Source organism: Mucilaginibacter myungsuensis (assembly GCF_015222005.1).
Lineage (GTDB): Bacteria > Bacteroidota > Bacteroidia > Sphingobacteriales > Sphingobacteriaceae > Mucilaginibacter > Mucilaginibacter myungsuensis.
In genome coordinates this window covers 63683-87921 of sequence record NZ_JADFFL010000011.1, presented here as the reverse complement: position 1 = coordinate 87921, position 24239 = coordinate 63683, and the positions used below count along the sequence as shown (strand labels likewise).

Sequence of the window (24239 nt, the reverse complement as noted above, 5' to 3'; positions counted from 1 at the left end):
AAGTAATATTTGCTTTATAGCAATGGTAATAAAAAGACATTAACAGGCGTTAAGTTTTTTTTGCTGAGAGATATTGTTCTTTCAGAATATTAACTAAATTTGTTAGCAATGTATGCGATCGTAGATATTGAGACCACCGGCGGTCACGCCAGCGCCAACGGGATAACCGAGGTGGCTATCCGTATCCACGATGGTATGCAGGTGACACACCGTTACGAAACGCTGATCAATCCGCTGCGCGACATCCCGGTATTTATCCGCGCCCTGACCGGCATCACCAACGAGATGGTGGATGATGCGCCTACTTTTAACCAGGTAGCGCACGAGATCTATCAGCTACTGCACGACAAGATCTTTGTAGCCCATAACGTCAACTTTGATTATTCATTTTTAAGGTACCACTTATCGGCCGCAGGGTACGACCTGAATTGCAATAAACTTTGCACGGTCAGGTTAGGTCGTAAGATATTGCCCGGGCTGCCCTCCTATAGTTTAGGCAAACTTTGCCATCATTTAGGGATCGGTAACACAAGCCGCCACCGTGCCGGCGGTGATGCTGAGGCTACTGCGGAATTGTTCGGTCTGCTATTACGGAGCGATAGCAATAAGCATATTCTCGCTTCGCTTAAAAAGAACTCTAAAGAGCAGAACCTACCAGCCAATCTGCCAAAAGGCATGATCGACTCGTTGCCGATGATGCCCGGCGTGTATTACTTTCATGATCAAAAAGGCAAGGTGATCTATGTTGGCAAAGCCGTTAATATCAAAAAACGGGTATGCAGCCATTTCAGTGGCAATAACCCAAACTTGCAACGTCAGGAGTTTTTAAAGAACATCTACCACATCACCCATCGCGAATGTGGTACGGAGTTGATGTCTTTAGCGTTGGAAGCTATCGAGATCAAACGCCTGTGGCCTAAATACAACCGCTCACTCAAACGTTTTGAACATACCTTCGGCTTGTACACTTACGAGGACCAGCGTGGCTATCTGCGCTTAGCTGTCGACAAAAACCGTAAGCACGCGCATCCTGTGCATAATTGCCGCTCGTTATTAGAAGGTTATTCCATGCTGAATTTGCTGATGGAAGAATTTGGTCTTTGCCCTAAGCTGTGCTTTATCCAAAAGAACAATGAAGTATGCGGCAGTCCAAGTGGTGAACTGTGCGCTTGTACCGGTCACGAGGAAGTTGATGTATACAACCACAAGGTCAACACCGCGATAGAAAGTTTGAAAGAACAACTGCCCACCTTCGCCATCCGCGATAAAGGCCGCAACTGGGAAGAGCAAAGCTGTATGCTGATCGAGAATGGCCGATTTTACGGCATGGGCTATATTCCCAACGATTTCGAGGTCAATAATTTCGACGCGCTGAAGGCGTGCTTAGCCCCTCATCCGGATAATGGTTATATCCGAAACCTGGTAGTAGCTTTCGCTGAACGCTATCCGGCAAGGAAAGTGGAATTTGAATTAGTGGAGGCGTTTAGTTAACCACAAAGCACACAAAGGGAGAAGCACAAAAAACACAAAGCCTTTGTTATATGTGATAGCAATTCAGTAATACCTTTGTGCCCTTCGTGAAAACCTTTTTGCCCTTCCTGGTTAATTCACCAACAGTGATTTCTACATAATTAATTTTATTTCCCACAACACAATATCCATTTGGCAAGGTTATCCTTATACATTATAACCGAAATAAAAACATGGATAGCATTAACCAACAACAACCGGAACATAACATGGAAGACCTTGCTGGCGAGCAAGCTTGGTCGAAATTAAAAGAATTGGCTGAGAAAGCCGAAAGCTGTTTTTTCCTAACGAACATCAAAACCGGTTTGCCTTCAAACTCGCGCCCAATGTCGCCGCAGAAAATAGACGATGATGGCACGCTATGGTTCCTGAGCGCCAATGATAGCCGCAAGAATGCCGACATTGCCAAAGACCCGATGGTGCAGATGTTCTTTCAAGCATCAGCACATTCTGGTTTCTTAGATGTGTACGGTATAGCTGAGATCACCGAGGACAAGGCCATCATCGACGAACTGTGGGACCCTTTACTAAAAGTTTGGTTCACCGAAGGTAAAGATGACCCGCGTATCAGCGTGATCAAAGTATCCCCTACCCAAGGTTATTATTGGGATAACAAACATGGTAACGCAATCGCCTTTGTAAAAATGGTGGCGGGTGCTATTATCGGGCAAACGTTTGATGACTCGATAGAAGGAAAGCTTATTGATTAGATCCAAGGAATAAAGAGTCAAGGGTCAAGACGAACTTCTGTCTTGATCCTTTACTCGTTATCTTGAATCTAAATTATTCCGGCAAGAGCAAGTTCCTGCTCCATTTGCTGTTGCAGTTTTAATGCCTCTGCGCGGGCGGCATCGGCAAAGTCGGGGCCGTTGGCTGCGTAGGTGATCCCACGTGATGAATTGACCAGCAGGCCGCAATCTTTGGTCATGCCGTATTTGCATACGTCTTCCAGGCTACCGCCCTGGGCACCTACGCCGGGTACAAGCAGGAAATTATCAGGAGCGTGAGCGCGGATGTTAGTAAACTCGGTGCTTTTGGTAGCACCTACAACGTACATAATACGGTCGGCACCGGCCCAGGTATTGGATTTTTTGATGACTGTCTCATACAAGAAACCGCCGTCAACTTCAGAATATTGGAAGTCTTTACTACCTACAGATGAGGTCAGCGCCAGGATGATCACCCATTTACCATCGTATTTTAAGTACGGCGTCACACTATCGTTACCCATGTATGGCGTAATGGTGATCGCGTCGAAATCCATACCAGAATCGCTGTCATCAAAAAAGGCCTTAGCGTACTTATCGGATGTATTGCCTATGTCACCGCGTTTGGCATCAATGATATTTAGGGTGTCGGCAGGAAGATATTTGCTGGTCGATATCAAACTCTGCAAGCCTTTAATGCCATAAGCTTCGTAAAAAGCTGAGTTTGGTTTGTAGGCTACGCAGAGGTCTTTGGTAGCGTCGATAATACGTTTGTTGAACTCGAATATCGGGTCGGGATAGCCTTTTAAAAATTCGGGGATCTTGTCCAGATCAGGGTCGAGGCCGACGCATAAAAATGATCTTTTCTGTTTGATCTGAGCGATGAGTTGTTCCCTTGATAGCATATATAGTAACGGTCCTTTGTGTCCGGATCGTCAAAAAAACTAAAAATAAGCGAGTTCTACCTTTAAGTTGTCGTTATTTTTTGAAAAATTTTGAAATAACAAATATTAATATTTAACATTGCATCGTTATCCTTAGAATTTTTCTTGCACCAAAGAAACAATTTAAGATCCCACTTTGTTTACTATTAAATAATCGCAGGTATTTTTCCGTTTCGTTTTTTTGTGCCGACCGAAAGATCTCTCAATTTTAAGATCCTTATTGAATTATAATTCCCAATGTCTGATATTACTACAGAATTGAACGATAAACTCGTTTCAGAGTTGCGTGATATGGCCAAAAGCTTAGGTGTTACCGAGGCAGATGAGCTACGCAAAGCCCAATTAATTACTCGCATTGTTGAACAGCAGTCGTTAATAGAAATGGCCCGTCAACAACAAAGCATGTTGGCAAGCAACTATGCCGAGATAGGCACCCCGGCCCCGGCCGAAACCGAAGCAACTGAGGCTGATGATAAACCCCGCAAACGTACGCGTGTTGTTAAGGCTAAGTCTTCTACCGCGCCGCGTACCGAGGTACACTTGAGCGATACCAACGTTTTTGACCAGGAAGAGGAGCCGCCTTACACTCAGGACGAAGAAACTCCGGTTGCCGCCGGCGAGCCGCAAGTGATCACCGGCGACGATGATGAACCTTCGGCACCGCGTGTTGAAAGTACGCCGGTAGAACAACGCCAGCCAAAATTTGAGCGCCGTCAGCCGCAGCAAAGTCAACAATCCAAAAAAGACGAGATCAATCTTGATTTTGATAACGTGATCGTTAACGAGGGCGTTCTGGAGATCATGCCTGATGGTTATGGCTTCCTGCGTTCGTCAGACTATAACTACCTGACCTCTCCGGATGATATCTACGTATCTCAATCGCAGATCAAACTGTTCGGTCTGAAGACCGGCGACACTGTTCGCGGTAGCATTCGTCCGCCAAAAGAGGGCGAAAAATATTTCCCGTTAGTACGTGTAGAAGCTATTAACGGCCGTGTACCTGCAGAGGTGCGTGACCGTGTGCCTTTTGACCACTTGACGCCGCTTTTCCCGTCTGAAAAATTGAACTTGTTCACCGACCCGGGTAACTATTCTACCCGTATCATGGACCTGTTCTCTCCTATCGGTAAAGGCCAGCGTGGTTTGATCGTGGCGCAGCCTAAAACGGGTAAAACTATGTTGTTAAAGGATGTGGCTAACGCGATCGCCAAAAATCACCCCGAGGTTTACCTGATCATCCTATTGATCGATGAGCGCCCTGAGGAGGTTACCGATATGGCCCGTAGCGTACGTGCTGAGGTTATTGCATCGACATTTGATGAGCCTGCAGAGCGCCACGTAAAGATCGCCAATATCGTTTTAGAGAAAGCTAAGCGTATGGTAGAGTGCGGTCATGACGTTGTGATCTTGTTAGACTCTATCACCCGTTTGGCCCGTGCTTATAACACTGTTGCTCCGGCATCAGGTAAGATATTGTCAGGTGGTGTGGATGCTAACGCTTTGCACAAGCCTAAACGTTTCTTTGGTGCGGCCCGTAACATCGAGGATGGTGGTTCACTGACCATCATAGCCACGGCATTGACCGAGACCGGTTCTAAAATGGACGAGGTTATCTTTGAGGAATTCAAGGGTACAGGTAACATGGAGTTACAGTTGGATCGTAAATTGTCTAACAAACGTATCTTCCCTGCTATTGATCTTACCGCATCAAGCACGCGTCGCGACGATCTGTTATTGGATCGCGATACCTTACAACGCATCTGGATCTTGCGTAACCACCTGGCGGATATGAACTCGCAAGAGTCGATGGAGTTCTTACAGACCCAGATCCGTGGTACCAGGACCAACGAGGAGTTCCTGATATCGATGAATTCGTAGTCACGAACCATCCATTAAAATATAATTAGAGCGTCCTGATCATTCAGGACGCTTTTTTGTTGCCCTTTTGTAAGATCTTTGTAACTTCACGCCGCCAATGAGGAAACGCGTAAAAAAACATGTCCCTAATGCCATTACTTGTGCAAACCTGTTCAGCGGGTGTGTAGGTATTGTTTTTGCTTTCAGCGATAACCTTGTTTTTGCAGCTTATTGTATCTTCCTGTCGGCCATATTCGATTTTTTTGATGGCTTCGCATCCCGTGTTTTACAGGCCTTCTCGGGTATAGGTAAGGACCTGGATTCGCTGGCCGATATGGTGAGCTTTGGTTTCTTGCCGTCGGCCATTTTATATCAGCTTTTTCTGCGTTCACCACAGGTTTACCCAATTGATAGTTACCTGTGCTTTATATCGTTCGCTATAGCGGTGTTCTCGGCCTTAAGATTGGCCAAATTCAATAACGATACCCGCCAGGCCGAAATATTTATTGGCTTGCCTACGCCGGCCAATGCTATCCTGATCGCCTCTATCCCTTTTATCTTAGAGCATTATTCAGCGTTCGATCACTACATCCTGAACAGATACACACTAACTACCCTCACTGTGGTGATGTGCGCATTGTTAGTCGCCGAGATACCGTTGATGAGTTTAAAGTTTAAGCCACGCGACCCGCGCAACCTTTACCGTTATTTGTTGCTGTTAGTTTCGGCTATATTGATACTATTTTTTAAATTTGCCGCTGTACCGGTGGTGATATTCATTTACATCGCCCTATCTATCATTCAATTCAAATTCAAAAATGACAAAATTCCAGGCTGAGATCGACGTAATGCCAAAAAAAGAAATTCTTGACCCGCAAGGTAAAGCGGTTACCGGCAGCATGAAAAACTTAGGTTTACCCGAGATCCAGAATATCCGCATTGGTAAACATATATCTTTAGAGGTTGAAGCAGCTGACGAAGCCGCAGCTACTCAAAAAGTTGATCAGGCATGCAAAAGCCTGCTGGCTAACCTGATAATGGAGAGTTATACATTCACCGTTACTGCCGTTTAAGGTAGGTAAAAGGCGAAAGGTAAAAGGTCTTTGATTAATAATAAAAGGCTAAAGCATTTCCGGGATATCCCGGTGTTTGCTTTAGCCTTTTTTATTTACCCCTGCTGGGTTTTTACTTTTGACTTCCGACTTAAGACTTCTAACTCAAGACTCACAACTTCGCTGCCACATCATCCCTGATCTTAGTTAGCTTAACCAGGTTTTCGCTTACAACCGATCGTACCTGATTAAATTTGGTACTTATCTCGTAAGGGTCTTGTCCGCCTGCTTTGCAAAGCAATTCTACTTCCTGTATGGTGGCCTGGCAATCGGGCATACCGAACATGGCCAGGTTAGGTTTAATTTTGTGTGCGGCACCACCTGCCGTGGCCCAGTCGCCGGCAGCTATAGCCGTGCCAATGGTGCTCAGTAATTCCGGTGCTTGTTGCAGGAACATATCCATAAATTCTACCAGAAATTCGTCGCTGCCGTCGGTTATCTCGTATAGTGAGGTAAGGTCAAGTTCTTTAATATCTGACATATTAGTTCGTTATCTTCTCAAATTTATAATTTTTTCACAATTAAGCTATCTGTTAACTCGTTTTTAAGTTCCAACATCGTTCTGTTTAAAACCGGGTGTTGTAAAAGCGGAGCTATCTCGGCCAATGGTTCCATCGTAAAACGCCTTTCTTGCAAATACGGATGCGGAATTGTAAGCCCCGGCTCGTTCACGATATGATCTGCGTAAAACAGGATATCGATATCGAGCGTACGTGCACCCCATTTCTCTTTACGCTCGCGGCCAAACTCCAGTTCGATAGCTAAGACCTTGTTAAGCACATTTCGTGCCGAAAGTTGGGTCTGAACGCGTATCACCTGGTTAAGATAATCCGGTCCTGAGGTATTCCCCCAGGATTGAGTCTCGTAAACCGACGAAACCTCTGTTACTACGCCCACCTCAACACCTACCCTATTAATGGCTTGCTGCAAAAACAAGCGCCTATCGCCAAGGTTGCTGCCCAATAACAAAAAAATATCAAACATGTTGTAACAATAATTGATGCCCGGCGCTCTTAGCATAGCTAAATGTGCCCTGAATTATTAAGTTTGCATAGATAAACACATCGCTGCTATAAATGAAACAATTTTTTAAATACGTATTGGCCACGGTGGTCGGGATAGTTATTTCGTCCGTGTTATTATTTATTGTGGGTATCGGTATCCTGATGGCTATTGTAGCCAGTGCCACCAGCGGCGATAAAACCGTTGAGGTTGCATCTAACTCGGTATTGCACGTGTCATTTAAAGCGCCTATCCCCGAGCGTACGCCCAATAATCCCTTTGCGGGCCTTGGTCTGTTCGGGATGGACGAAAACAAGGTTATCGGCCTGAACGATGTTTTAGCCAACATTAAAAAAGCCAGGAACGACGATAAGATAAAAGGCATCTATTTAGATGAAAGCTATATGATGTCGGGCCAAGCCACTACCGAGGAGGTACGCAACGCATTGCTCGATTTTAAAAAGTCGGGGAAATTCATCATCGCTTACTCCGAGATATACACCCAGGGCTTCTATTACCTGGCATCTGTAGCTGATAAAGTTTACATCAATCCAAAAGGCATATTCGAATTCAGCGGATTTAGTCAGAATGTCACTTTCCTGAAAGGTGCGTTGGATAAACTGGGTATCGAAGCCCAGATCATTAAAGTAGGTACTTATAAGAGCGCTGTAGAGCCTTTTATACTTAACAAGATGAGTGATGCCAACCGTGAGCAGGTAACGTCTTATGTAGGTTCGTTGTATGACCATTTCCTTACCGGCATCGCTGCCAAGCGTAAGATCGATAAGGATAGCTTGTTCAATATCGCCAATAATATGCTGGTGCAATATCCGGAGGATGCATTGAAATACAAATTGGTTGACGGATTGAAATACAAGGACGAGGTGTTGGACGAATTGAAACAACGCACATCTATCGATAAGAAAGATAATGTAAAAGCTGTTGAAATAGCCGATTACACCAATAGCACCGCTACTAACGACGAAGAGGAAACTACATCAGCCAAAGACCGGATCGCTGTGGTTTATGCATCAGGCGAGATAGCCGGCGGCGAGGGCGATGACAACAGCATCGGCTCTGAAGGAGTATCCCGCGCTTTGCGCAAAGCCCGTAATGATAAAAATGTAAAAGCAGTGGTACTGCGCGTTAACTCGCCGGGCGGCAGTTCGTTAGCCTCGGATGTGATCTGGCGCGAAGTTAAACTGACCCACGATAGCAAACCGATCATTGTATCGATGGGTGATTACGCTGCATCAGGCGGTTACTATATCGCCTGCGCGGCCGATTCTATTGTGGCACAGCCTAATACGATCACAGGCTCTATCGGCATCTTTGCTATCTTGCCTAATATGCAGAAATTATTCAACGACAAGTTAGGTATCACCTTCGATGGCGTAAAGACCGGCAGGTACGCCGACCTGGGCGAAACCAGTCGCCCGTTGACACCCGAAGAACGCGCTATCCTGCAGAACCAGGTGAACCGTGGTTATGATGACTTTACCAAACACGTTGCCGACGGCCGCAAAAAGTCGCAAGAGTATATTAACAGCATTGGTCAGGGCCGTGTTTGGACAGGCACCCAAGCTTTAAAATTAGGTTTGGTAGACCGTTTGGGCAACATTAACGACGCGATCAACATAGCCGCTAAAAAAGCCAAACTAAGCGACTACAAGATCGTGAACTACCCTGAGCAAAAGAGCTTCTTCAACAAGTTTGGCCAAGGCTTTAGTGCAGAAGTTAAGACCCGTATGCTAAAGTCTGAACTTGGTGACAACTATCAAGTTTACGAGCAGGTAAAAGGCATCACCAAAATGATGCGCGCACCACAGGCACGGATGCCGTACCTGGTAGAGATAAGGTAGGAAGTCTTAAGTCGGTAGTCCGAAGTCTTAAGTCAAAAAAGCCATGCTTGGTCTCAACACCTCGCATGGCTTTTTAATTTTAACTTTTGACTTTGAACTTAAGACTTGAGACTTACTCTCCCGGTACCATCAAGGTCGTAATAGCTATCCTGTTCCAGGCGTTAATGGTCACTACTGCCATAATTATCTGCGATAGATAGGCCGGATCGAATAGTTCGGCGGCTCGTTTATAGGTCTCGTCGCTTACGCCGTGGTTGCTGATCAGGGTCATCTCTTCGGTCAGGGCTAAAATGGCTTGCTCCTGCTCATCAAAGAAAGGTGTATCGCGCCACGCGCTCAGTGTGTAGATGCGTTGCTCGGTCTCGCCAAGTTTGCGGGCATCAATGGTATGCATGTTTAAACAGTAAGCACAACCATTGATCTGCGATGCGCGGATCTTGATCAGTTCTTTATGCTTTTTGCTGATACCACTGGTAGCTAAATAATTTTCGAGACCCATCATGGCTTTAAAAGCGGCGGGGTCGGCTTGGTTTACTCTAATTCTGTTGCTCATTTCTGTAATGTTTTGATACCACAAAGTTGCGGACAACCCCCCCTCGAAAAAATGAACTGAGTTTAAGAAATCACTTAACTTTTTTGGCCCGCAGCCTACTCATAAACTGTGGCGTAAAACCAAGATAAGATGCCAGCATGTATTGCGGCACCCGGTTAGCAAAGGCCGGGAACAGCTGAATGAAGAAACGGTAACGCTCTTGATCACTCATATTAAAGATGAACCCGATGCGGCGTTGGGATGCCACAAAAGCCTTCTGCATCATGATGAGGAAATAGCTTTCAAGTTTAGGGATATGCTCAAAGAGATACGCACGGTCTTTAGGTGTGAGCAATAGCATTTCGGTCGCCTCGATGGTTTGGATGTAGGTTTTGGCCGGCGTATAGTTCAGCAAACTTTCATGATCGGCTATCCACCAACTTTCTAAGCCGAACTGGATCACCTGCTCGTTCAACTTAGTGTTGACCATATACTGCCGTACGCAACCTTTGATGATAAAGTACTCGCCGGAGCAATGTTTACCGGGTTCAAGGATGTGTTCTTTTCGCTTGAACCGTTTCAGCTCCATCCTACTGCACAACAATTCTTCCTCCTGTTCGGTCAACTTTATGTAGCGGCGTACGTGTGCCAATAGTTCGGGGTAAAGCATGGCGGTGGTTATTGGTTGACGTAGAAGCAGATCTTATCGTACAGTTCTTCGGGCTTAAAGGGCTTGCTCACAAAATCTGTCAGGCCTTTAGCCATCACCTCTTCCCGTTTATCTAACAAGGCCGATGCAGTCAATGCCAAGATGGGCAATGTTTTATATTTACCGCCCAGGGCGCGGATAGCAGTAGTGGCCTGATAGCCATCCATCACCGGCATTTGTAGGTCCATTAGTACCAGATCATAGTCTTTTTGTTGTACTTTTTCTAACGCGATCAATCCGTTAACCGCGCAATCGCAAATAACCTTCCAACGTTCTAAAAATTTACGGGCGACCAATACGTTTATCTGATTGTCCTCAACCAGTAATACTTTCAGCCCCTCCAACGAGGTGTTTTGTCTTGCAGGAAGAATAACAGAGATGGGCACTTCCGGTTGTTCGGCGACGGTCAGTACCAGATCAAAGTAAAATACCGACCCTTTACCCACTTCGCTATCCAGCAAAATATTACCGCCCATCATATTCACCAAGCGCTGACTGATAGCCAAGCCTAAACCTGTACCACCAAAGTGCCGCGTGGTAGACGCGCTGGCCTGCGCAAAAATGTCAAAGATGTATTCGCGCTTATCAACAGGGACACCAATGCCCGTATCGCGCACTTCAAAATAAACTATGGCTTGCTGCCCGTCACGCGATAGCTGCTTGCAACTAAGCGTCACACTCCCCTCCCGCGTAAATTTGACGGCGTTGTTGACCAGGTTGTTCAGTATCTGCCCTAACCTAACTTTATCACCTTTAATAAGAACCGGGATACGCGGATCCACATCCGTCATCAAGCTGATACCTTTATTGATAGCAGCAGGTAATTGAGCCGCGTGGATATTGTGGATAAGTTCTTTCAGGTCAAGATCCTCTTGCTCGAACTCGATCTTACCGGCCTCTATCTTGCTAACGTCCAAAATGTCGTTAATGATCACCATCAGGTTCTCGGCCGAGAATTTTAAGACGTTCAGATACTCCTGCTGATCATCCCTCGGGTCTTTCAGCAGCAGATTGGTAAAGCCGATCACAGCATTCATTGGTGTCCTTATCTCATGGCTCATTACGGACAGGAATTGCGACTTGGCTTTAACTGCCGCTTCAGCTTCCTCTTTGGCGCGGATCAGCTCCTGCTCCGCGTTCTTACGGTCGTTTATATCCTGAAAGATACCGTATAACCTAACGCATTTGCCATTCTCAAACTCTGGCTGACCAATGGTACGCGTCCATATCTCGACTCCGGCGGTATTGATAACTTTAAGTTCAAGATCGTAAGTGATGCCATTTTCTATCGCGTCGACAAAAGCTTTGCGCAGGGTATCGCGGTCGTGCCCCTCTTTAAAGAAAGTAGCTGCAGAACCGCGTTGAGGGATAAAATCATCAGACACACCAAAGATCCTTCTGGTGAGGTTGGTCCATACAACTGCACCTGTCTCCAGGTCAAGTTGCCAACCGCCTACACGGGCGGCCTCGTTAGTTTTGTGCAGCAGGTCCTTCACCAGGATCAATTCCTGCTCGGTCTGCTTTTGGCGGGTGATGTTCACAAAACTACCTGACATGATTATGGGTTGCCCCATGCCGTTCCACTGCGCATGGCCGGTAAGCAACAGGTAGACCATGGACCCGTCCGAATGACGGCAACGCGCCTCGAAGATAAATGGCTGCTCGCCAAAGCTGGCTATATGCTCGGCTATCATTTGGCGGGCGGTGGCCAGATCTTCTTCAAATACACTTTCGGCTATTACTGCTTGATGGACGGATGTATCCTGATCGTAACCCAGTAAACCGATCAGCGCTTTGTTATTAAAGGGCCGTGTACCCGTCATATCCCACTCCCAATAACCGGACAGCGGTTCATCGTGCAGTGATCTTTTTAGGGTGACGGGCATACGGCGAATTTAAGGGCTATTCACCTAAAAGCAAAGCTATCTTTAATTTTGTCTTAATATAAAATGCACTTTGCTATTGATAATTTAAAGTACTTTTACTATATTTGTTAGCAATCAAAAACAAGCGATTCCCCTCCGGGAAACATCGTAAACAAAATGATCTTTTATTTCTAAACTACACCGTCGTTTTGTGGGATGGTAAAGTGAATAATTCCCATTTGACGCTGGCCGATAGTAAATTGTGACGATCCCATCAAAAAAAAGCCGGATGGCATTCGGCAAAGCGATACCATCCGGCGGATCTATCTTATATCCTTTTGCTTACGCAGAATTCCTGCCCGCGTTAACCACACCATACACGGTACGGATGATCAGTTTTTTGTAGACGTCGGTCAGTTCATCATCCGGATGATCATTTAGCTTATTAATGGCATAATGCTGAATGATGGTTAACGGCAGTACAATACGCTCGCGCAAAGCGATAGATCTTTTTTCGATCGGGTATTCAGACATCAAGCTGGTATTACCCGTCAATTCCAGAGTCAACGACTTAGTGAGCTCGTATTCGTTCTTTAATTTATTCCAAAACGCGCCAAACTTTTTATCTTTAGCTAAATGTGCCGTTACCCTAAAGTCGGACTTAGACATCGACATCATACAGTTATCGATCACTGTTTTAAAGTAGCCCGAATTAGTGTAAAGCTTTTGCAACTCCGCCCACTTGCCTTCAGTTTTCATCTTTTTAAGGGCCGAACCTACGCCAAAGAAACCCGGGATGTTCTGTTTCATTTGCCCCCATGATGTTACAAAGCTGATCGCCCGGAGATCTTCCAGTTTCAGCTTGGCATCGGCATTTCGCTTGGTAGGGCGACTGCTGATGTTTATCCTTGAAAGTAACTTCAACGGACTCATCTCCTCCAAATAATCGATAAATAACGGATCCTCGCGCAGCGCTAAGAAGGTTGCATAACTTTCGTCGGCCATTTCTGATATCATCTTTTTGTGGCTGCTATCCAACAGATCGTGCCTGTTAGGGTTCAGCGCTGATACCAGTCCTGCGTTGATCAGCTGGCCGGAGTTGAAACGGGCAGTATCAACCGATCCATATTGCGAGCTTACCGTTTGCCCCTGTATGGTTATTTGAATATGATCGTTAGCGATATCGTTACCCATTGATGCGTAAAAACGATGTGTTTTGCCACCACCACGTGCAGGTGGGCCGCCCCTACCGTCAAAGAAAGCTAATTGAATGCCGTGCTTACGGGCCATCGCGGTCAACTCAACCTTAGCTTTGTAGATAGACCAGTTGGCCATCAGGTAACCGCCATCTTTGGTGCTATCGCTAAAGCCAAGCATAATGGTTTGCTTGTTGCCGCGGCGTTTAAGGTGTTCCTGATAGTACGGATGCTCGTAAAGGCGCTCCATTACTTCCGCCGCAACTTTAAGATCGCCCACCGTCTCAAACAATGGCATAAAATCTACGGTCAGGCTCTCTTTGGTCCAGCCACTCCAAAGGAACAGGTCTATCAGCTGCAAAATATCTGATGCTTGCTGGCAGTTGCTGATAATAAAACGTTGACACGCTTTTTGCCCGTTGCTTTGCTGAATGGCCTTCATCAATCGGATGGTGTTCAGCGTATCCTTGGTCAGGTCGTCGGCATCATCACCGGCAAACAGGTTACCTTCGTTAAAGGTCAATGCTTTAAGTTTATCTTTTTCAGATAGTTCCAGATAGCCATCTTTTATCAGCGGATCTATCTGGTGACCCTCGGTGCAATATTTGAACACGCTGCGCAACACCCGGCTATCCTGACGGATATCCAGCGTAGCAAAATAGCAACCGAACGCCTGTACTTTGTAGATCATATCTTCTACCAGGTCAACAGAAAGTCCATCGTGCTCTTTGTTCAACACATCGCGGATGGAGTTAAGCAGCGACAACATATCATCCTGCAGATCTACGCCTTGTACCTGCTCATTAAAGGCATTAGGATAAATGATGGCCTCTAATTGTGCCATGGCCGTTTCTACACCGCGGAAGGTGACACGGCGTTTCAATATCCTGAAATCACGATAGTAGCTGCGGAACACACGTTGACGCAGAATAGCCGCGACAGACCTTGTACTCTCGGTAGTTACGTTAGGGTTGCCGTCACGGTCGCCGCCCGGCCAAAAGCCAAGCTCAACGATCTGGTTCTTTGATTCTTTGATATCGAACTCGTCAGACAGTCTACGTTGAATGTCGGTTACCGCATGGTAAAAAACATTCTCGAGGAACCAAACCAGGCTGATGGCCTCATCAACCGGGGTAGGCGATTTTTTATTAAAGAAAGGCGTTTTACCTAACTGTTGTAGCAACAGGTTAATAGCCTGTATATCGTTAGTTTTAAGCGCTTCGATCAGGTCGGTCATGATACCTAATACCGTACTCGGGTAAAACTGTGTCGGGTGAGCGGTCAAAACCAAACGAAGAGAAATAGATCTCAGTTTCTCCTCTATATCCTTACGCATTTCTTCATTACCGTCAACCTGCTGGATCAGGGTTTGCAGGGTACCGCTCTTATCAAAGTTGCCTAATTTATCAAAAGCCGAATCTTCGATCGCGTCGAACAATACCACCTGGCGCTCGATGTATTGAATAAAGCGGAACAAGCGATTGATCTGCTCTTCCTGATCGATACCGGGAACATACTTTTTAAAAAAAGACTCGATAGTCTCGCTGGGCGACTTTTCGGCAATGGTCTCTTTTTCGCAATGCGAACTGAAGAATGGCAGCAGAATACCGGTATCTTTAACCTGGTAAAATGGCAGGGTCAAAAAAAGACTGTCGTACAGTTGGAAACGGCTTTCAACCTCCTGGTTAAAGATAGTTTCGCGCTGACTTAACTTGGTAGTAGACGGCATATAATTCGGTTGATGTTGGCCGGTTAAACTCGACCATTTTTATGGGGTTTAAGTTACTAAAATTGATATAATTTTCATCAAAAGGTTAAATTATTAAGAATATGGTGATCTGAAAACCCTGTACCGACTAATTTGTTTAATTTTGCATCCAATACCCCGTCTATAATTATGATCCCGCAAACCAGAGAAATAAAAAGCTTTTTTTACAGCCAGTATTTTTCTGACGGGGTGCGCATTACCTTGGGCGTCCTGCTACCCACAATTGTCCTTTTACAGTTCGGTTATTTCGAAACAGGCTTAACGCTTTCTCTCGGAGCACTATGTATTTGCGTGGTCGATGTTCCCGGCCCTGCTCTTCATAAACGCAACGCCATGCTTATTTGTAATGGGTTGATATTTTTGGTGGGCATCATCACCGGCTTTGCGCGTTTTAACTTATATGCGCTCGGCATCGAGATAGCCATCTTCTCGTTCCTTTTCTCTATGTTTACGGTCTACGGAAATCGGGCGGCATCGGTAGGTACAGCGTCTTTACTCATCATGATATTTATGATGGATAAAGAGAATAACACCGCCGGCGAGATATTCATTTACAGTTTCACACTGCTTGCCGGCGGGATATGGTACATGCTGCAAAGCTTACTTTTCTTCCGTATACGCCCCTACCGTGCTGCTCAACAAGCCCTTGGAGAGAATATGCTGGACGTGGTGAAATTCCTGCGCATCAAAGCTGAATTTTACAAGACCGGTACCGACTTTGACGATAACTACCGCAAGCTGGTATCGCAACAGATACAGGTAAGCCAGCACCAGGATGTGGTGCGCGAGATACTTTTTAAAAGCCGCATAACCGTAAAGGAATCGACTTACGCCAGCCGTATTTTGGTGATCACATTTGTGGATCTGGTAGACCTTTACGAGCAGATCATGGCGACGCATTATGATTATACCGATATCCGCGAAAAATTTGGTTACACAGGAGTACTTGAGGATATCAGCGTGATCCTGCAAGGTATGGCCGACGAGTTGGATAATATCGGCTTTGCCATACTATCCAACACGCGCTACAATCATCTTAAAAATTTCGATAAAAAGTTGGAGGCCTTAAAAGCCAAGATAGATGCCGTTGGCGTTAACGAACCCGGCACCAGTAACCTGGTCCTGAAAAAAGTATTGATCAACCTGCGTGATCTTAACCGCCGTATTGCCGACATTTTTGGCTACTTCCAAACTAAAGATTCGGAGGCGTTGCTTGAGCGCGCCGCTAAAGTTGAGTACACCAAATTTGTAAGCCATCAAGATTATTCGACGGAGATATTTGTAGATAACCTCTCTCTGAATTCGGCAGCATTCAAACATTCTGTACGGGTGGCGCTGGTATGTATCTTTGGTTTCTTTATCACCAAAAGTGCCGAAGTGATGATGCTGGCCGATTACATTACCGGGCGAAAACTGGTTTTCGGATACCATAGTTATTGGGTATTGTTGACTATTATCGTTATCCTGAAACCGGGTTACAGCCTGTCCAAACAACGCAATTACCAGAGATTGACCGGCACAATCGTAGGCGGACTGATAGGTGTAGCCATACTGATCTACATTAATAATACCATCATTCAGTTCATCTTCCTCATCATCTTTATGGTTGGCGCTTACAGCTTTCAGCGCTTAAATTATGTGGTAAGCGTAATCATGATGACACCATATGTGCTGATCCTATTTAAGTTTTTGGGTGTAGGTCAACTGAACATTGCCCAGGAACGTATTGTGGATACCATTATTGGGTCGATCATCGCTTTCATCGCCAGCAACATCATCTTCCCTACCTGGGAGTCGGACCAATTAACGCCAGCTTTACGCGATGTATTGCATGCTAATACTCAATATCTTAACCGCATAGCCGCCGTAATGAACGGATCTGCAAGTAGTACTGATTACAAACTGGCGCGTAAAGAGGTTTACGTAACATCGGCCAACTTATCGGCAGCCTTTGAGCGGATGACATCCGAACCGAAGAGCAAACAACGGAAAAGTAAAGAGGTACACAAGTTTGTGGTGCTGAACCACATCCTGTCGAGTTATTTGGCGACGGTGGCCTCGGCTGCATTCTCGCCTAATATACAAGGCAAACCCCACCCGGATTTTTTGAAATTGATACGCCGTAGTGTGGCCGTATTAAATGATACCGGTAAGAAATTGAATGCAAAGACCGTAGAGGTAGCTATAGCCGAGAAAACACCGTCTCCCCCACAGGCGACCGAACTCCCCATTATCGAACTTAATGCCGATGAAAAGCTACTGAAAGAACAGTTAGGCTTCATCAATAAAGTAGCTACCGATATAGCTAAGGTGACCGATAATTATTTAGCCTGATCAACTATAACAGATCATTAGCCAAATTAGCCAACTCGCTCCGCTCCCCTTTTTGCAGGGTGATATGCGCGTAAAGAGGGTGCCCTTTCGCTTTATCTATCAAGTAAGATAGGCCATTACTTTCCGCATCCAGATAAGGCGTATCGATCTGGTAAATATCGCCGGTGAAGACGAATTTGCTATTCTCGCCTGCGCGGGATATAATGGTCTTCACCTCATGCGGCGTAAGATTTTGTGCTTCATCAACAATAAAAAAGATCTTGGTCACCGTGCGCCCACGGATGAATGCCAGCGGTGCGATAGATATTTTATCATTGGTCACCAGTTCATCTATCTTTTGCTGCATCTTTTCGTCATCAGCAAATTGCTCACGGATAAATTTAAGATTATCCCAGATCGGTGCCATATAAGGGTCGACCTTGGACTTGGCATCACCAGGCAAAAAGCCTATCTCCTTATTACTGAGGGGTACAACCGGGCGGGTAATGTAAACTTGCCTATAATATTTGCGTTGTTCCAAAGCTGCTGCGAGGGCCAACAACGTTTTACCTGTACCGGCATTACCCTGTAAGGTGACCAATTTAATATCAGGATCCAATAACGCATGCAGCGCGCACGCTTGTTCAGGATTTTTTGGCGATATTTTAAATACGGTCTCTTCTTTAACCTTTGCGATATGATCTATCTGCGCACTATAAAAGAAAGCCGACGAAACGGTCTTACCTTTCAATAAATAAAAGTGGTTACCGCGACTCAAATTCAAACCCAGGTCCCCTGCAGTAACGATGGGCGCTTTACTGATCTGTTTAACAAACTTATCCGTGCTTTTTACTACGGTAGTTCCGGTATAAAGTTCATCCAGATTTTTAACCTTACCGGTCTCGTAATCTTCAGCGTTAAGGTTAAGGGCTTTAGCCTTCAGGCGCAAGCAGATATCCTTAGATACCAATACCACTTTCTTATCGGGATTTTCTACTTGTAGGGTAAGTGCGGCATTAAGGATACGGTGATCGATCTTGCCCTGACCAAAAATGGCTTCGGCATCCATATCGGCCGATTTAGTGTCCATCACCACTTTAAAGTTGCCTTTACTTTCGCCGTTAAGCGGTTGCCACTGGTTAAGCAAATGCTCACGCGATAAATTATCCATCAGCCTGATAAAACCCCGCGCTTCAAAGTTGCGGGTATCATTGCCAGATTTCATATTGTCCAGTTCCTCCAGCACCTGAATGGGGATGGCCACATCATGTTCCTGAAAATTCTCGAAAGCGTTATGATCATACAGGATAACCGAAGTATCCAAAACAAAGATCTTTTTTTTGCCGGTCGACTTAACCTTGCCCTCTTTACTCATAAAAATAAAAGTAGGGAATTGGGAGGAGATATGAGAAGTTAGATATGAGATTTGAGACTTTAAAGGTTGAGCAAACCCTATAAAAAGCGAAAACGGAAGCCGCATCTTTCGAGCAAACTTCCGTTCTCTATCCCCTGTCCGGCCATAGCCTTCATGAGGGTATCAAGTTTTGTGTAGTTCTGACTGTCGCGATCCTTTCTTTGTCCATTGCAAACTTTCCGAATGTTGGGCCTCTGTGTCCTTCTCCTTGCGGATACCCGACCTTTCTGCCACTGTTATCTTCCTCTTTGCGAACTCCGAAGTTCAATGCTCCTGTTACCTGTTTTCGCTTCCTTACCGTGGTCTCTCCGCGTTCATGGTAATGCCTTTTTTCTTATCCCTTTGTTTAATTGAACCTTGCGGCCCTATTGTTTCCCGGGTAATTCAGTACCGCTTTTGTGTTCTTTAACTCCCCCGAAGGTTCGTCCGATGCACACGCTCATTTACTGTAGGCTGTCAAAATACGTCGTTCTTGATGTTATCTAAGGTAGCAGCCTAAGCTATCCGTGTCAAGTAAAATCGTACGGAAGTTATGGACAGGTTATGAACAGTAAAATGTGAGTTATCAACATATCATAATCTATTACTTACGTTGATAATTAACTGATTAACCAAATTAAGCGGAGTTTATTAACAATTGAGTTATGCACAAATTGGACTAATTTATGCGAATTTCACGAACAGAAATTTCCTTAAAATGGAGACCGACCCCTAAAAACTTAATTTTCAGTGGCACTTTTCAGAAAGAATTTCAATGAATTATCTATTTGAAAATGAACGGATAGCAACCAGTGGCGGCCGGTAGCCCCGCCCTCTGTACAAGTTTTGCCTCCCGACGCGCGAACCCCGAGCAGGCAAAAGCTTTCCCGCCGGTCGGGTTTAGGTTGAATAGGCAGTGAAATTACTACTCCTCTATTAATATAAATTCATCAGTCCCCCTGATTCGCTCCAACTGGGTACCGTATGGAAGTTGCAGATATGGGATGATCACGCTATCGTAGTTAGCTATCGTATTGACATCGTATATCATGATATTATCCGGGTTGTCAATGTATTCCTGATCTTCAGTTCCCGAATTAAAAAACCAACCACTATGCCATGACCGTTCGTCATCTTCCGGTTCTTCTCTATACATATAACCAACCTGTTCACCATTCACGGTAATTTTATCAGTTGCGAAACAACCTCCTATCGGCTTGATCAACTGCTTGATCTCTTCTTTGTCAAGCTTAAACTTCTTTGTGGTCATCTATCTTAATCTCTAATTAACCAACCTCTAACCTAAACCGGCAGCTTAAACGCCTGCCTCGCCAACAGCTTCCACTGCCCTTTTTGCTTTTGAAACACCAGCATCACGCCGATCTTAGCACTGCCGGGTTTGCCGCCATCGTTAGTTTGGGCTGATAATTTATGATGAACAACGGCCGTATTACCCGAGACCTTGATCAGCTGATCGGTAAGGTCTATTGTTACGAAGTCGGAACCGCCGCTTGCAATTCCCTCTACAAACTCTGCTTTGTTCTGCACTTTGCCGCTGGAGTGACCGTAGACCAATTCTTCGGCAGCTATTTTGGCGAGGTTAGCGCGGTCGCCGTCGATCATCGCTTTTTTTAGAAAGTCGACAGCGGCGGTAACTTCCTGCTCATCTTTGGTTTGAGCAAAAGAGCCTACCGTACATAGGACGGCTATAAATAATGATAGCAACTTTTTCATTAGGTCTCGTATTGGTTTTCGCTAAGATAATTCTTTTGTGTCAAACGAGCGCTCGCCTCTAACCTTTCACCTCCCATCAAGTGTAACAAAACCTTTATCCTTTCGCCTTTAACCTTTGGCCTCCCCTCCGTATCTTGTAGCGTTAATTTAACACAGATTTAAACTATGCGTAAATTTTTACTCCTCGGCTTACTGTCGGCGGCTGGTTTGGGTGCCCATGCCCAAACGGCAAGCAAAAAGCCTATCGACCATTCGGTGTACGACGGTTGGCAAAGCGTATCTAATCAGATCATCAGCGAGAACGGCAAATGGATCGTCTATGTGGTCAAACCACAGGCCGGCGATGCCGACCTGATCATCAGCGATCCCAAATTGGCTTACAATTTTAAGATCCACCGTGCGGATACGGCCCGTTTAACGGCGGACTCTAAATACGGCATCTTCCTCATCCGTCCTTCATACGCTGATGTGCGCACGGCCAAGATCAAAAAGAAAGCCGCTGCCGATATGCCCAAGGATACTTTAGGTTTTATCACGCTGGGTAATAATGCTATCACCAAAGTACCGGCGGTAAAGTCATTCAAAATAGCCGAGAAAGCATCTATCATCGCCTACTTATCCTCTACCCCGGCTAACGCGGTCGACACTTCTAAAAAAGCAGCGAATGCCGCGGCTGCCCCTGTACCGACAGGTCCAGTAAGCGGTCGTCGCCTAGCGGGCGGAGCTCAGGCAGCCGGTGGCGCTAACGCGCGCGAAGGTTCAGAACTGACCGTAAAGCAGCTGATCAGCGGTAAGCAACGCGTGATCAAATACGTGACCGATTACACCTTTAATAAAAGCGGCAAATTGTTAGCCTTTGTTGCGGTCGCCCCTGCCAAGAACGCGCCTAAAGATGCTAAGACCGGCGTGTTTGTTTACGACATTGAGAAAGATACCATCAAAGCCATCAGCACAGGTAAAGGAACTTACCGCGCACCGGTGTTTGATGATGCAGGTTCGCAGATAGCCTTCGCAGCTGAGAAGAATCCTGAAAAAGCACAGGTAAAACCATATAAGCTATACTATTACAACCTCAAAAAAGATAGCGCTGAGGTTATCGCTGGTCCGGGTTCTAAAGGAATGGCCGATAAATGGTCGGTTGCAGGTGAGGGACGTGTGTCGTTCAGTCGCAATGGCAGTAGTTTATTCTTTGGTACCGCTCCTATCCCTAAGCCTGTTGATACTACTATTGTTGACTTTGAAGTAGCGCAACTGGATATTTGGAATTACAAAGATGATTACCTGCAACCTGAGCAGTTGAAAAACCTGCAACGCGATATCCGTCGCAGCTATTTAGCGGTGATCAAACCGGGTGATAGCGATAAGAAGCTGGTGCAGTTAGCTGATAAATATATTGAGCAAGTGACCCTGCCTGAAAATAGCGATGCGCATTATATATTAGGTATTACCGATACCGGCGCCCGTGTACAAGCGCAGTGGAGCGGTGGCGGTAACTCGGTCGCTTATCTGATCGATACCAAAACCGGCGAGCGCAAATTACTGAACGGTCGCGCTAAAGCACGTTACAGCATGTCGCCTACGGGAAATTATGTTGTTTGGTTCGACTCGAAGGAGCAGAACTATTTTAGTTACAACATCGAGACAGGCAAAAAAACTAACCTGACCGCAACTACCGGCGTTAAAATGGGCGACGAGGATAACGACGTTCCCGATGACCCGGGATCTTACGGCATCGCCGGTTGGACAGCAAGCGACAAGAATGTGATCATTAACGATCGTTATGATCTGTGGCAAATAGAAGCAGCTACAGGTAAAGCCACTAACCTGACCAAAGGTTTTGGCCGTGCTAATAAACTGATCTTCCGTTATGTGAATATCGCCCGTAAACCTGCACGCGGTGCAGCGGCCGGTGGTCGTGGTGGCGAAGGCGCGACTTTGTTGGAAGAGTTAAAATATATCAGCGATAAGCAGCCTTTAATGTTGCTTACACAAAACGAGGTGAGCAAACAATGGGGTTATTACAAAACCCAACTGAATGGCGATAAAGCCCCCGAAAAGATCGTAATGGGCGACTATAACATCAGCACCCTGCAGAAGGCTAAAGACGGCGAGGCATTTATCTACATTAAACAGAACTATCAGCATTCGCCGGATCTGTACGTATCGACCGATCTGAAAAAGGAGACCAAGATCAGCGCGATCAATCCACAGCAATCCCAATATAATTGGGGTACAGCCGAATTGGTGCATTGGACAACACCAAAAGGTTACAAAGCCGACGGTGTGCTGTTTAAGCCTGAGGATTTTGACCCCAACAAGAAATATCCGATGATCTGCTACTTTTACGAGAAAGTTTCGGAGACCATCAACAACTACATGCCCCCTGCTCCTACGCCGTCGCGTTTGCCGATATCGTACTTTGTGAGCAATGGCTATTTGGTTTTCACACCTGATATCAGCTACGAAGTTGGCCATCCGGGTCAGTCGGCTGTGGAGTTCATCAATTCAGGTGTCGAGGCTTTAAAGAAAAATCCTTGGGTAGATGGCGCGCATATCGGTATCCAAGGCCAAAGCTGGGGCGGTTACCAGGTAGCTTACCTGATCACTGTTAATAACATGTACGCTGCTGCCTGGGCCGGTGCTCCTGTGGCCAACATGACCTCGGCTTACGGCGGTATCCGTTGGGAAAGCGGCGTTAACCGTCAGTTCCAGTATGAGAAAACGCAAAGCCGTATCGGTGCCACGCTTTGGGAAAAACCTGAATTGTACGTTGAGAACTCGCCGTTGTTCCACTTACCTAAGGTGAATACTCCGGTAGTGATCATGAGTAACGATGCAGACGGTGCCGTACCATGGTATCAGGGTATCGAGATGTTCACGGCTCTACGTCGCCTGAACAAACCGGTTTGGTTGTTGCAATACAATAACGAAGCCCACAACCTGGTGCAACGTCAAAACCGTAAAGATATCAGTATCCGCGAGGCACAATTCTTTGACCACTTCCTTAAAGGAGCGCCAATGCCTGTTTGGATGAGCAAAGGTGTACCTGCCGTTGATAAAGGCAAGGATTGGGGATTTGCTTTGGATAAATAAATTCATTTTTGATCTGATATATAAATGCCCCCGAAGTTATTCGGGGGCATTTTTTATTTACGGTGACGAGGATAAGTTATCTACCTTTGCACCATGCAACCTGATACCAAACTCAAACTCGCCAAACTGATCATGTTATTGGCCGCCATTTACAACCTGTTTTGGGGAGCGGTCATTTCTTTATATCCTGATATCTTATTGTTCGGTAATCCGCCCACGCCTTTCCTGCTGATCATTTTGCGATGCGTTGGCATGTTGGTGGGTGTTTATGGTATCGCTTATTGGTTCGCATCGCGGGACCCCGAGCGTTATTGGCCTTTGATATTGGTCGGCTTTATCGGTAAGTTCTTAGGTCCTTTTGGGACGGCGTACTACATGTATGTTGGTCAGTTGCCAGTATCATTCCTTTGGGTAAATGTTTGGAATGACCTGATCTGGTTGGTTCCTTTTGGATGGGTGATGTGGATGGCAGTAAAAGACAAATTACCATAATAAGCAAACAACTAAATATCAATTACTTAACAAGTGCATACCAGTATATACGCTGTATATCTCCACCGTATACACCTCACGCGCAGGCCGATGTGTTCAAAACCTTTCGCCTTTATCCTTTTACCTTTCG

19 protein-coding genes are annotated in these 24239 nt (G+C 45.8%); 9 read left to right on the top strand and 10 right to left on the bottom strand.

The window, feature by feature from the left end:
* Positions 1-108 precede the first annotated feature (108 nt).
* Both IRJ16_RS20910 and IRJ16_RS20905 read left to right on the top strand, forming a co-directional pair.
* Positions 109-1491 carry an exonuclease domain-containing protein gene (locus IRJ16_RS20910; RefSeq protein WP_194113603.1) on the top strand — a complete coding sequence of 461 codons (1383 nt, stop codon included), beginning with the start codon at positions 109-111 and terminating at the stop codon, positions 1489-1491.
* 248 nt (positions 1492-1739) lie between these two features.
* Positions 1740-2240 carry a pyridoxamine 5'-phosphate oxidase family protein gene (locus IRJ16_RS20905; protein WP_317174019.1) on the top strand — a complete coding sequence of 167 codons (501 nt, stop codon included), beginning with the start codon at positions 1740-1742 and terminating at the stop codon, positions 2238-2240.
* Between the two features lie 68 nt (positions 2241-2308).
* Here IRJ16_RS20905 and pyrF read toward each other — a convergent pair whose 3' ends face one another.
* Positions 2309-3142 carry an orotidine-5'-phosphate decarboxylase gene (gene pyrF, locus IRJ16_RS20900; RefSeq protein ID WP_194113601.1) on the bottom strand — a complete coding sequence of 278 codons (834 nt, stop codon included), beginning with the start codon at positions 3140-3142 and terminating at the stop codon, positions 2309-2311.
* Positions 3143-3418: 276 nt separating this feature from the next.
* Here pyrF and rho point away from each other — a divergent pair, with 276 nt between their 5' ends.
* The 3 genes from rho (at position 3419) to purS (ending at position 6111) form a co-directional block, all read left to right on the top strand.
* A complete protein-coding gene (gene rho, locus IRJ16_RS20895; protein ID WP_194113600.1) occupies positions 3419-5059 on the top strand; it encodes a transcription termination factor Rho in 1641 nt (546 codons plus the stop codon).
* Positions 5060-5156: 97 nt separating this feature from the next.
* A complete protein-coding gene (locus IRJ16_RS20890; RefSeq protein WP_194113599.1) occupies positions 5157-5876 on the top strand; it encodes a CDP-alcohol phosphatidyltransferase family protein in 720 nt (239 codons plus the stop codon).
* Positions 5857-6111, top strand: coding sequence for a phosphoribosylformylglycinamidine synthase subunit PurS (purS, locus tag IRJ16_RS20885; protein WP_194113598.1), 255 nt, complete (start codon positions 5857-5859; stop codon positions 6109-6111). The genes IRJ16_RS20890 and purS overlap by 20 nt, the downstream gene beginning before the upstream one ends.
* A gap of 151 nt (positions 6112-6262) precedes the next feature.
* Here purS and IRJ16_RS20880 read toward each other — a convergent pair whose 3' ends face one another.
* Positions 6263-6631: an Hpt domain-containing protein gene (locus tag IRJ16_RS20880; RefSeq protein WP_194113597.1), complete on the bottom strand. Its 369-nt coding sequence runs from the start codon at positions 6629-6631 to the stop codon at positions 6263-6265.
* A 23-nt stretch (positions 6632-6654) separates the two neighbouring features.
* Complete coding sequence (gene folK / locus IRJ16_RS20875; RefSeq protein ID WP_194113596.1) at positions 6655-7134, bottom strand: 2-amino-4-hydroxy-6-hydroxymethyldihydropteridine diphosphokinase; 480 nt, start codon at positions 7132-7134, stop codon at positions 6655-6657.
* A 92-nt stretch (positions 7135-7226) separates the two neighbouring features.
* Here folK and sppA point away from each other — a divergent pair, with 92 nt between their 5' ends.
* Positions 7227-9014, top strand: a complete 1788-nt coding sequence (sppA, locus tag IRJ16_RS20870; RefSeq protein WP_194113595.1) for a signal peptide peptidase SppA — start codon at positions 7227-7229, stop codon at positions 9012-9014.
* Positions 9015-9126: 112 nt separating this feature from the next.
* Here the strand turns inward: sppA and IRJ16_RS20865 are convergent, their stop codons facing one another.
* The 4 genes from IRJ16_RS20865 to IRJ16_RS20850 all read right to left on the bottom strand — a co-directional run bounded on the left by IRJ16_RS20865 (position 9127) and on the right by IRJ16_RS20850 (position 15045).
* Positions 9127-9567: a carboxymuconolactone decarboxylase family protein gene (locus IRJ16_RS20865; RefSeq protein WP_194113594.1), complete on the bottom strand. Its 441-nt coding sequence runs from the start codon at positions 9565-9567 to the stop codon at positions 9127-9129.
* A 70-nt stretch (positions 9568-9637) separates the two neighbouring features.
* Positions 9638-10216: a Crp/Fnr family transcriptional regulator gene (locus tag IRJ16_RS20860; RefSeq protein WP_194113593.1), complete on the bottom strand. Its 579-nt coding sequence runs from the start codon at positions 10214-10216 to the stop codon at positions 9638-9640.
* 8 nt (positions 10217-10224) lie between these two features.
* Positions 10225-12141 carry a PAS domain-containing hybrid sensor histidine kinase/response regulator gene (locus IRJ16_RS20855; protein ID WP_194113592.1) on the bottom strand — a complete coding sequence of 639 codons (1917 nt, stop codon included), beginning with the start codon at positions 12139-12141 and terminating at the stop codon, positions 10225-10227.
* A 321-nt stretch (positions 12142-12462) separates the two neighbouring features.
* Complete coding sequence (locus IRJ16_RS20850) at positions 12463-15045, bottom strand: phosphoenolpyruvate carboxylase (protein ID WP_194113591.1); 2583 nt, start codon at positions 15043-15045, stop codon at positions 12463-12465.
* A 372-nt stretch (positions 15046-15417) separates the two neighbouring features.
* Here IRJ16_RS20850 and IRJ16_RS20845 point away from each other — a divergent pair, with 372 nt between their 5' ends.
* Positions 15418-17418: an FUSC family protein gene (locus tag IRJ16_RS20845; protein WP_228080387.1), complete on the top strand. Its 2001-nt coding sequence runs from the start codon at positions 15418-15420 to the stop codon at positions 17416-17418.
* Positions 17419-17422: 4 nt separating this feature from the next.
* On the opposite strand, the gene IRJ16_RS20840 is transcribed toward IRJ16_RS20845, so the two are convergent.
* From IRJ16_RS20840 to IRJ16_RS20830, 3 genes are all read right to left on the bottom strand, one after another.
* A complete protein-coding gene (locus IRJ16_RS20840) occupies positions 17423-18772 on the bottom strand; it encodes a PhoH family protein (RefSeq protein WP_194113589.1) in 1350 nt (449 codons plus the stop codon).
* A gap of 943 nt (positions 18773-19715) precedes the next feature.
* Positions 19716-20060: a DUF2185 domain-containing protein gene (locus tag IRJ16_RS20835; RefSeq protein ID WP_194113588.1), complete on the bottom strand. Its 345-nt coding sequence runs from the start codon at positions 20058-20060 to the stop codon at positions 19716-19718.
* 32 nt (positions 20061-20092) lie between these two features.
* A complete protein-coding gene (locus tag IRJ16_RS20830) occupies positions 20093-20524 on the bottom strand; it encodes a nuclear transport factor 2 family protein (protein WP_194113587.1) in 432 nt (143 codons plus the stop codon).
* A gap of 165 nt (positions 20525-20689) precedes the next feature.
* Here IRJ16_RS20830 and IRJ16_RS20825 point away from each other — a divergent pair, with 165 nt between their 5' ends.
* Together IRJ16_RS20825 and IRJ16_RS20820 are read left to right on the top strand one after the other, a co-directional pair.
* Entirely contained in the window at positions 20690-23617 is a 2928-nt protein-coding gene (locus tag IRJ16_RS20825; protein WP_194113586.1) for a S9 family peptidase, read from the top strand.
* Between the two features lie 93 nt (positions 23618-23710).
* Positions 23711-24109 carry a hypothetical protein gene (locus IRJ16_RS20820; RefSeq protein WP_228080385.1) on the top strand — a complete coding sequence of 133 codons (399 nt, stop codon included), beginning with the start codon at positions 23711-23713 and terminating at the stop codon, positions 24107-24109.
* Positions 24110-24239: the final 130 nt, after the last annotated feature.

Coding starts and splice junctions, on each gene's coding strand:
- sppA (WP_194113595.1), top strand. CDS start 7,227: ATGAAACAATTTTTTAAATACGTATTGGCCACGGTGGTCGGGATAGTT.
- IRJ16_RS20825 (WP_194113586.1), top strand. CDS start 20,690: ATGCGTAAATTTTTACTCCTCGGCTTACTGTCGGCGGCTGGTTTGGGT.
- pyrF (WP_194113601.1), bottom strand. CDS start 3,142: ATGCTATCAAGGGAACAACTCATCGCTCAGATCAAACAGAAAAGATCA.
- IRJ16_RS20835 (WP_194113588.1), bottom strand. CDS start 20,060: ATGACCACAAAGAAGTTTAAGCTTGACAAAGAAGAGATCAAGCAGTTG.
- IRJ16_RS20830 (WP_194113587.1), bottom strand. CDS start 20,524: ATGAAAAAGTTGCTATCATTATTTATAGCCGTCCTATGTACGGTAGGC.
- IRJ16_RS20865 (WP_194113594.1), bottom strand. CDS start 9,567: ATGAGCAACAGAATTAGAGTAAACCAAGCCGACCCCGCCGCTTTTAAA.
- IRJ16_RS20840 (WP_194113589.1), bottom strand. CDS start 18,772: ATGAGTAAAGAGGGCAAGGTTAAGTCGACCGGCAAAAAAAAGATCTTT.
- IRJ16_RS20905 (WP_317174019.1), top strand. CDS start 1,740: ATGGAAGACCTTGCTGGCGAGCAAGCTTGGTCGAAATTAAAAGAATTG.
- IRJ16_RS20855 (WP_194113592.1), bottom strand. CDS start 12,141: ATGCCCGTCACCCTAAAAAGATCACTGCACGATGAACCGCTGTCCGGT.
- IRJ16_RS20860 (WP_194113593.1), bottom strand. CDS start 10,216: ATGCTTTACCCCGAACTATTGGCACACGTACGCCGCTACATAAAGTTG.
- IRJ16_RS20845 (WP_228080387.1), top strand. CDS start 15,418: ATGCTTATTTGTAATGGGTTGATATTTTTGGTGGGCATCATCACCGGC.
- IRJ16_RS20820 (WP_228080385.1), top strand. CDS start 23,711: ATGCAACCTGATACCAAACTCAAACTCGCCAAACTGATCATGTTATTG.
- rho (WP_194113600.1), top strand. CDS start 3,419: ATGTCTGATATTACTACAGAATTGAACGATAAACTCGTTTCAGAGTTG.
- folK (WP_194113596.1), bottom strand. CDS start 7,134: ATGTTTGATATTTTTTTGTTATTGGGCAGCAACCTTGGCGATAGGCGC.
- IRJ16_RS20910 (WP_194113603.1), top strand. CDS start 109: ATGTATGCGATCGTAGATATTGAGACCACCGGCGGTCACGCCAGCGCC.
- purS (WP_194113598.1), top strand. CDS start 5,857: ATGACAAAATTCCAGGCTGAGATCGACGTAATGCCAAAAAAAGAAATT.
- IRJ16_RS20850 (WP_194113591.1), bottom strand. CDS start 15,045: ATGCCGTCTACTACCAAGTTAAGTCAGCGCGAAACTATCTTTAACCAG.
- IRJ16_RS20880 (WP_194113597.1), bottom strand. CDS start 6,631: ATGTCAGATATTAAAGAACTTGACCTTACCTCACTATACGAGATAACC.
- IRJ16_RS20890 (WP_194113599.1), top strand. CDS start 5,157: ATGAGGAAACGCGTAAAAAAACATGTCCCTAATGCCATTACTTGTGCA.